Origin of the sequence: Acinetobacter sp. SM1B (assembly GCF_003289665.1) — a bacterium.
Lineage (GTDB): Bacteria > Pseudomonadota > Gammaproteobacteria > Pseudomonadales > Moraxellaceae > Acinetobacter > Acinetobacter schindleri.
This window is the reverse complement of record NZ_QMBM01000011.1, coordinates 1-7,264: the sequence shown is the minus strand read 5'-3', so window position 1 is coordinate 7,264 and position 7,264 is coordinate 1. Positions and strand designations below refer to the sequence as shown.

At 38.6% G+C, this 7,264-nt stretch carries 11 protein-coding genes; 1 reads left to right on the top strand and 10 read right to left on the bottom strand.

Annotated features, from left to right (window positions below; translation table 11 throughout):
• On the top strand, positions 1–239 hold a 239-nt coding region (locus tag C8322_RS14485; RefSeq protein WP_213065972.1), incomplete at its 5' end, for a hypothetical protein.
• Here C8322_RS14485 and C8322_RS13980 read toward each other — a convergent pair.
• The 10 genes from C8322_RS13980 to C8322_RS13935 all read right to left on the bottom strand — a co-directional run bounded on the left by C8322_RS13980 (position 175) and on the right by C8322_RS13935 (position 7,257).
• Complete coding sequence (locus tag C8322_RS13980) at positions 175–1,110, bottom strand: DUF4041 domain-containing protein (RefSeq protein WP_111810810.1); 936 nt, start codon at positions 1,108–1,110, stop codon at positions 175–177. The genes C8322_RS14485 and C8322_RS13980 overlap by 65 nt on opposite strands.
• A 598-nt stretch (positions 1,111–1,708) precedes the next feature.
• On the bottom strand, positions 1,709–2,374 hold the full coding sequence (locus C8322_RS13975) for an RluA family pseudouridine synthase (protein WP_111810809.1): 666 nt from the start codon (positions 2,372–2,374) through the stop codon (positions 1,709–1,711).
• Positions 2,375–2,540: 166 nt separating this feature from the next.
• Positions 2,541–3,254, bottom strand: a complete 714-nt coding sequence (locus tag C8322_RS13970) for an SIMPL domain-containing protein (protein ID WP_108675458.1) — start codon at positions 3,252–3,254, stop codon at positions 2,541–2,543.
• Positions 3,255–3,394: 140 nt separating this feature from the next.
• A complete protein-coding gene (locus tag C8322_RS13965; protein WP_004891620.1) occupies positions 3,395–3,634 on the bottom strand; it encodes a DUF6868 family protein in 240 nt (79 codons plus the stop codon).
• 524 nt (positions 3,635–4,158) lie between these two features.
• On the bottom strand, positions 4,159–4,416 hold the full coding sequence (locus C8322_RS13960; protein ID WP_111810808.1) for a hypothetical protein: 258 nt from the start codon (positions 4,414–4,416) through the stop codon (positions 4,159–4,161).
• Between the two features lie 129 nt (positions 4,417–4,545).
• Positions 4,546–5,244: a hypothetical protein gene (locus tag C8322_RS13955; RefSeq protein ID WP_071320929.1), complete on the bottom strand. Its 699-nt coding sequence runs from the start codon at positions 5,242–5,244 to the stop codon at positions 4,546–4,548.
• Positions 5,245–5,388: 144 nt separating this feature from the next.
• Complete coding sequence (locus tag C8322_RS13950) at positions 5,389–5,601, bottom strand: hypothetical protein (protein ID WP_108675459.1); 213 nt, start codon at positions 5,599–5,601, stop codon at positions 5,389–5,391.
• Positions 5,602–5,788: 187 nt separating this feature from the next.
• Positions 5,789–6,367: a DUF4126 domain-containing protein gene (locus C8322_RS13945; RefSeq protein ID WP_108675460.1), complete on the bottom strand. Its 579-nt coding sequence runs from the start codon at positions 6,365–6,367 to the stop codon at positions 5,789–5,791.
• Positions 6,368–6,491: 124 nt separating this feature from the next.
• Entirely contained in the window at positions 6,492–6,689 is a 198-nt protein-coding gene (locus C8322_RS13940; protein WP_265735902.1) for a zinc ribbon-containing protein, read from the bottom strand.
• A gap of 82 nt (positions 6,690–6,771) precedes the next feature.
• Positions 6,772–7,257: a hypothetical protein gene (locus C8322_RS13935; RefSeq protein WP_111810811.1), complete on the bottom strand. Its 486-nt coding sequence runs from the start codon at positions 7,255–7,257 to the stop codon at positions 6,772–6,774.
• Positions 7,258–7,264 lie beyond the last annotated feature (7 nt).

The following is a 7,264-nucleotide window of genomic DNA, read 5'->3' as shown; positions in this document are numbered from 1 at the left end:
TGGCTCAATTAGGGGCGCTTTGCATTTCAAATCTTTGTGCAACAAAGCCTATATCAAATAGAAGTTTTATTTTTAAAGTACCTCTTCAGCTTTTAACTGGTAGAGATACTTTGACTGCTTATTTTGGAGATATTTTTATCCCCATTTTACGCTTAATTTTTTTGACTAAGCGGCTTAAGCCAGGTGAAGAATTTTTCCTGGTGTTTTCTTTAATTCCAGAAGCAAGGCTGCAAACTTGAGCTCTTGCAAACGTAAATTCAGATACAATTGCTGAATGCGGGCCTGACTTAAATCCTGCCCTTTATGATTAATTAAATAAAAATCATCTTGCAGCGCCTGTAGCATCTGTCCCAGATTATCTGCAGTTAAACGAGACAGATACAGGTCAGCACGGCTGTTAAAGGCCAGACTGATCATATCCATGGTGGTATTACGGCGATCTTCATCGACATAGTTGCATTGCGCAACTTTTTTGTCTCGAATCGCCTGCTCAATCTGCTCACGAATATCCTGTAAATGTCTTGCAGCATCTTGCTCCTGATAACCCTCTATTAATTCAGTCAAAACATCTTTAGCTGCTAAAGTGAATCCATGCTGATAACCATGAATTTTATGCTCTAAGGCAGTAACTACATTCTGCAAGCGATATTCTTCTTGTGCCTGTTTATAATAGCGCTGCAGTTTTTCCCGTGCCTGCTGATCCACCTTTTGAATTGCCTTAGCCTGATAATCCTCTATAAATGCCTTCACCCGCTCGATATAGCCTTTAATGTCATCCACCATGATTGAAGCATCAACCTTGGTCATTTCTACAAAATTTTCAGCCTGTAAGGTACGGTTAATGACATATTGTTCAATTTCGCAGATCTCCTGGTATTTCTTATATTTTTCTAAAGTCGTGCGTAAACTACTGATCTGCACGCGTAGCTGAGACAAATCGTACTCACTATCTTCTACCTGTTGTTCATAATCAGTCAGTTTATGACGTACATGATCCAGATTGTCCTGTAAAACATCGAGGTTTCCACGCAGGGATTTTAATTTGTTTAGTGTGACTGCAAGTACGCCAGATAGTATCCCCACCAGAACGAATAAAATAATACTTAACATCGTCCGTGCCTTAATTAAAAAAATAAAATAAGAAAAATGCTTTAAATCAAACCAAAGAACTTATGAAAGATTCTTATTTTGCACTGATTTTCTCAAAAATCCTATCACTAGAATTAGGTATAAATATTTAATAATACTGATATTTTTGTTGAATCTTATTGCTTTATCTATTGAAATCTTGCCGGAATAAAAATATTAAAGCTTTAAGTATGAATTAACTTATAAGATAGACAGCAAGTTATTGAATTTAATTATATAAATATTATATTCCTTATTTTTTATCAAAATTAAAAAATAATGTTGTTTAATAACATATATTTAAATTTACCAAATTTTGATCTTTTTTAAAATTCAATTTTCCTCATAAGACAGTATTAAGATAGGTAAACTTATAAATTTACATGGTTCAACAAAGCACATAACTATATTTAAACTAATGCTTTTTAGATCAAAAAATAAGTAAATTTAGAGAATTAAAGAAAAAATATGAAATATTTTCTCACACTTTATACAACGCAATAGATGAATAAAGTGTTCTGCATCCATTCCACAAACTCAAATATTATTTAATAAAACATAGAGTTGAAGCTAAAAAAATTTAGAAAGGCACATTACCGTAAATTTCTATCGGTTTATCACTTAAGGGTTGGGTAAATGCAAGATAACTGGCATGCAGGGCCATACGTTGCAGCGGACTGCGCAGTGGTTCAGGGTGATAGATTTTATCGCCAGTAATTGGATGACCAATATGCATCATATGCACACGCAGTTGATGCGAACGCCCGGTAATCGGCGTTAATAAGACACGGCTAATATCTTGTGCCACATCATAATCCAACACTTGATACAGGGTTTTAGAGGGCTTGCCCATTTCCGTATGTACCATCTGACGTGGCCGATTTTCCCAGTCAGTGATGAGTGGGGCATTGACTTCGCCCTCACCGACCAGTTTGCCTTGTACTAAAGCGATGTAATGCTTATTCACCGTACGCGCCTGAAACATTTTACTGACTGCTACTTCTGCATCACGATGCTTGGCAAACATCAGAATTCCGGAAGTAGCCATATCCAGGCGATGGGTAATTCGTGCTTCCGGAAATTGCTCGCGCACACGTAAATACGCGCTGTCATGATGCTCTGGCAGACGACCCGGCACCGATAATAACCCTGCCGGTTTTTCAATCACCACCAGATCCTCATCTTCATAGAGAATTTTGAGTGGATCTTGAGGTGGGCAGTAAACAAAGTTATCGTTTAGTGGCATGGCGCAATTGCATGGGGAGAAAGATGCGCAAAATAACAATGTCAATCCAGTGTGTCAATCTGAACGTTTACAGGAAGTTGATTTAAGGAGGTTATACTCGGCTTGCGACCTGACCAGCCGGGTTCAAGCTGCTCAGATCGTACTGCTGAATTGCTTCCGGGTTAATTTAATCTGCCAGATAGTAATCGACTGTAGATACGACACGAACTTTTTTAAGATAAGGTGTATTACTGTCGCGATCTTCAATACTGAACAGACCCTGATTAGCGGTTTTGATTTTTCCCAGACGACTTTGCGAATCAGCTGCAAATTTTTCTGCCACGCTCCGAGCATTTTGTGTGGCCTGTTCAATCATCGCTGGTTTAATGTCATTCAAGCCAGTAAATAGATACTCAGTTCGTTGTCCAGAATCATCGCCACCAAAGGCAATGCCCTTTTTACCCAGTTCTGCTAAACGGGTTTGTGCTGCCCGTACTGCATCAATATTATGGGTATACACGGTAATCGTTTGATGTGCCGTATAACGCAGGGCGACATTGGCATCTCCGCCATACTGCTGTGCATATTTATCTGTGGTGACGGGTGCTCCCGTGGTAATTTCTTCGGCTTTAAAGCCTTCACCTTTCAGGAAAGTCTGGATTTGCTGGGTTTGTAGTTCCATCACGTCATAAAGCTGAGCCAGATCCTGACTGGCCGAACTAAAACGAATCGGCCAGACCGCGACATTTGCCTTAACTTCACGTTCAGACAGGCCTTTGACCGAAACAATCCGTTCATACTGTTTGATCTTGACGGCACTGTTCCCCAGAATCCATCTCGCTATAATCATTCCTAAGCCGATGAGTGCACCTAAAATCAGGGCGGGTTTAAACTGATTCATTTGCCTGAGCTCCTTTTAGCGATGTTGTTGTTTTTAGTTGGATAATTTTAATAAGTTAAACTGGGTCTTTGAGATTACTATTCGACCACAGGTTAAAATCACGTTAATGAAAGATTCAAATCTATTATTTCTCTCTATGTTCACATCAGATATAAAGCCAATAAAGGCACTAGATTAAATAGAAAAATACCAATCTTATAGAGTGCCATACCTGCATAATGAATGGCATCGAAGGTTGAGTCTGATAGCTGGAACCATTTTCCATGCAACTGTTTGACCCAATCATGGGCAAAGACAATGATCAGGAACCAGAATATTAATATGCTGTAATTAACGAACAATGCATACAGTAAAAATTGCCGCCAGAAATCAAGCTCCATCGTGATTCCCCTAAAGGATACGGTTCAATTTCCAGACTAGCATAAATTGACTGAATAAAAAGAAATGGCGGATATAACACTGTTAAGGAGATTTGAATAGAAGAGTTATTTTTATATTTTCTAATGGGTTTTACTGGAGAATTTTTAGGGTGTTGGGAAAACTCGCGATGGTTTACTTCAACTATCAATCTTTGTAAGAATTGATCTTATAGCCTACAAACTTCTGGTTCATAGCGTCCTAAGCCGGATCAAGACCTTTTGGGTAAGTACTGCTCTCGCGTTTTGCGCCGCTCACAGCATGCTACTCTTTCCGATCCCGTCACACCCTTGAGAAATATATTAGCCTTGAGCGTACGGAATTAATTTCCTATGTTTTTATCATTTTTCTAATTTTTGAAAAATTATTCCGATTTAAAAGACAATTCAGAGAAATAAATCTCATTGGCTCATTTTTATGACGTTTTATTTTAAAAAAATGAGCTTTATTGGAATTTTATTTACCCCTTTTCTCCTTTTTTTTCACTTTATAAAGTTCCCTGCAACCATTGTGCAGTAAACCACCAGCCACTCATGGCACACATCCCGGACATGATAATTGCCAGTACTTTATTCATTTTGCTTAATTCAGATGTCAGTACTTTCAGATTGATCAGATAAGCCAGCGCAAAATAGATCAGCCCAATTGCACCACAAAAAGGCACAAATATGAGCGACCAAGCCGCACAGGCATGTGCAGAAAGCGGTAGTTTCGGGGATTCAGAAACGTGGTTGGTCATATCCATACTCATTTGCCCTCTTTATCGTGCATAAAAGTGCACTAAATTAAGTCAAAGCTCTGCGATTAGATGAAGCTTTGCATCCTCGTATTAAATAAATTGCAAAATGTGCGCCAATTTCAGGCGGTTAGATATTTAAAATGTGAGTTGATCAAAGTCTTTAATTTTGGATAAATAAATAGGTGACTTTTTATGCACTGAATGCGTTTCTTTATATTTTGGGTTGCGCTCCGGATCCGTGATTAGGTTTTTACTATAGATTTTTTTGCCAGTCAGCAGATTAAAGCTGGTTTTCGACTCAAGTAAAGGACCATGATGAGAAAACTGGTCATAGCCAATCAGTCGCATATCCTGATTCTGAAGACGGAATTTATAGCTCCAATAGCCATAACGTCCATGCTGATACGTAAGCTGCAGTAGTCCTTTGTTAATTTCAGGCACCAGTTCAGGTGGATAGTACACCCCACCATCTTCCTGATCCGAGCTGAAACAGTTCAGGTTTTGCAGAAACTGTTTATAAGTGTTCTTGTCCTTTTGCCCCAAAAGAACAATGATACCTCGGCGATTCCGGTCTAAGGTTCCACGATATTCATCTTTAACTAAAGCTTTAGGATCTGTAGCTTTGACAATCAGTACAGCATCTGGCACACCATCTTTATTCAAGTCACCTTTTACTACTTCAAAGAAAGAATAGTTTTTAGGGACATAGGCTTGAAAAGTTTTTTGATCTTGTTGTGACTGGCGCTGTTGGGGCTTTAAAGCTTGTTGCGCTACGGCTGCATTCGAGATCAATATGGTTGCACTGAAAAAAACTGCAAGTTTTGCTATTTTCATTTTCCTGATCTCATATGTATAGGCACATGTTGCTTATTATTTTTAACATAGAAAGATGAAAGCTGAAACAAAATGACCCTACACAATGGCAGGGTCAAAAATCTCAACATCATATTCATTTTCAATTACTGATTGATTCATGAGTTATGCCTTGCAGCATTTTTCACAACCGGTCACTTTCTCTCTAGGCCAGTTCATGCGCGCACGCTTATACGCCAGTTCATAATTGGCAAAATAACCAATCAGAATCTGAGCATTAGCATCAGGCAAGTCTTCACACCCCATCGTTGAATTATGGATCAGATGTGCACCATTGTCTGTCGTATGCTCATCAATCACAAACTTGATCATATCCATGCAAACTCCCCATATTCTTTTTTATAAAGGTAGGGATTAAAACCATAATAAAAGTATGTATTTATTAATCCCATACTAAAATTATGCCTTTAATGAATAAAAATCAATCACTTTTTAGAGTTTTTTTAGTCCTTTTACATGAACTTACTATTTAGTTTTAGATTTATAAAACATTGACTTAGAGGATTTATGCTATACCAGGATCAGCTTTATTTTTCTTGATCTGTTTAAACCAGCGTACGGACCAGATGGCAGCAATGATTAATACCACTACCAACATTACAGGTGCTAAGAAGGATAAAATTGAAATCAGGAGCGCACTGACCCACTCCCCTGTAGAGATGACCGGATTTCCTACTCCACCTGTGGTGGCAGTGGATAAACCTCGCAAAGCCACCGTACCAAATTGTACTGCTCCAGCGGTGCCTCCACCTACAATTAATGCGGTTGCCCAAGCTATAAACTGCGACATTTCCCCACTACTTACTGCCATCGTAGATACCGTTCCAGCAATGACAGCTGCGGGAGTGGCAATAATGTCAAGGATATTATCCACCCAGGGAATATAGTAAGCGATGATTTCACATAAGGTCGCGATGCCCAGTGTCAAACAAACCGAGGGTAAAGCCAGCCAGCCGAAGCCCTGGATCGGTTCAAACCAGTTCAGATTACAAGCGATACTCATGACCAGCAAAGGTGCGAATATACGAAAGCCACACGCTGCACTGAGTCCAATACCAATACATAAACCGAGGATCGTTTCCATACTGCACTCCAAACCTGTTTGTGGCGATGGGTGATTTTCTTTCTCTCTAAAATAGCAAAAAGCCCTATGGGGTAATAGGGCTTTTATTTAAAACAGGTTTTTCTGTTTTATTTTTTGCTGTAGCTTAGGCAACCTTATCGTTATATTGGGTGCCTTGGCATTTGGTACACGGTGGTAAGCGGTCTGTACCAATTTCTAAGTAAACGCGATGTCCGCATTGAACACAAAAATAGAAACCTGTTCCCGGTTTTGAGCCAGCTGTAACCATCGTTGTTCTCCGTTGTTTTAGAAAATGGTCTAAGCAGTATAACTCTGTTGTAATGAATGTCTATTGTCCATTTTTGTAAATGATAGTGTCGTTTGGGCGAAGACTAGAAGACTAATTATTAGTCACTAAGTTAGTTCTAATAATCAGCATTGATATAATTACATAACCTCTCATTCTCATTTTGTAGCCAATGCTCGAAATTATCTGGATCTTGAGAAACTTTAAGCATATTCTTCAACGAAGATCTATCCATTATCAAATCCAATCCGCTTTGACAAAACTTCCACCCTGCTATCAAGTTTTCTTCGATATATCTATCAAGCTCGTCAAAAATCTTTACAATTTCAATAAATTTATCTTCATTTAAAGGAGTTGAGGTAAAGTGGACACTATTTTTGTAATCAGACATTGTTGCAGGAACTGCTCCATATCCCTCTAGATGGAAATGAAATGATTGACTCTTTTTTTCAAATCCACCATGAGCAAAAGTGTTACGATATTTTTCTTTTATTTGAATTAAATTGTCATAAATCTTTTTGGATAAACCTTTGCATCCTAGCACTTCAATATATTTTTCAGAGGCTTTGTTGCACAAAGATTTGAAATGCAAAGCGCCCCTAATTGAGCCA

Coding starts and splice junctions, on each gene's coding strand:
- C8322_RS13980 (WP_111810810.1), bottom strand. CDS start 1,110: ATGTTAAGTATTATTTTATTCGTTCTGGTGGGGATACTATCTGGCGTA.
- C8322_RS13975 (WP_111810809.1), bottom strand. CDS start 2,374: ATGCCACTAAACGATAACTTTGTTTACTGCCCACCTCAAGATCCACTC.
- C8322_RS13970 (WP_108675458.1), bottom strand. CDS start 3,254: ATGAATCAGTTTAAACCCGCCCTGATTTTAGGTGCACTCATCGGCTTA.
- C8322_RS13965 (WP_004891620.1), bottom strand. CDS start 3,634: ATGGAGCTTGATTTCTGGCGGCAATTTTTACTGTATGCATTGTTCGTT.
- C8322_RS13960 (WP_111810808.1), bottom strand. CDS start 4,416: ATGGATATGACCAACCACGTTTCTGAATCCCCGAAACTACCGCTTTCT.
- C8322_RS13955 (WP_071320929.1), bottom strand. CDS start 5,244: ATGAAAATAGCAAAACTTGCAGTTTTTTTCAGTGCAACCATATTGATC.
- C8322_RS13950 (WP_108675459.1), bottom strand. CDS start 5,601: ATGGATATGATCAAGTTTGTGATTGATGAGCATACGACAGACAATGGT.
- C8322_RS13945 (WP_108675460.1), bottom strand. CDS start 6,367: ATGGAAACGATCCTCGGTTTATGTATTGGTATTGGACTCAGTGCAGCG.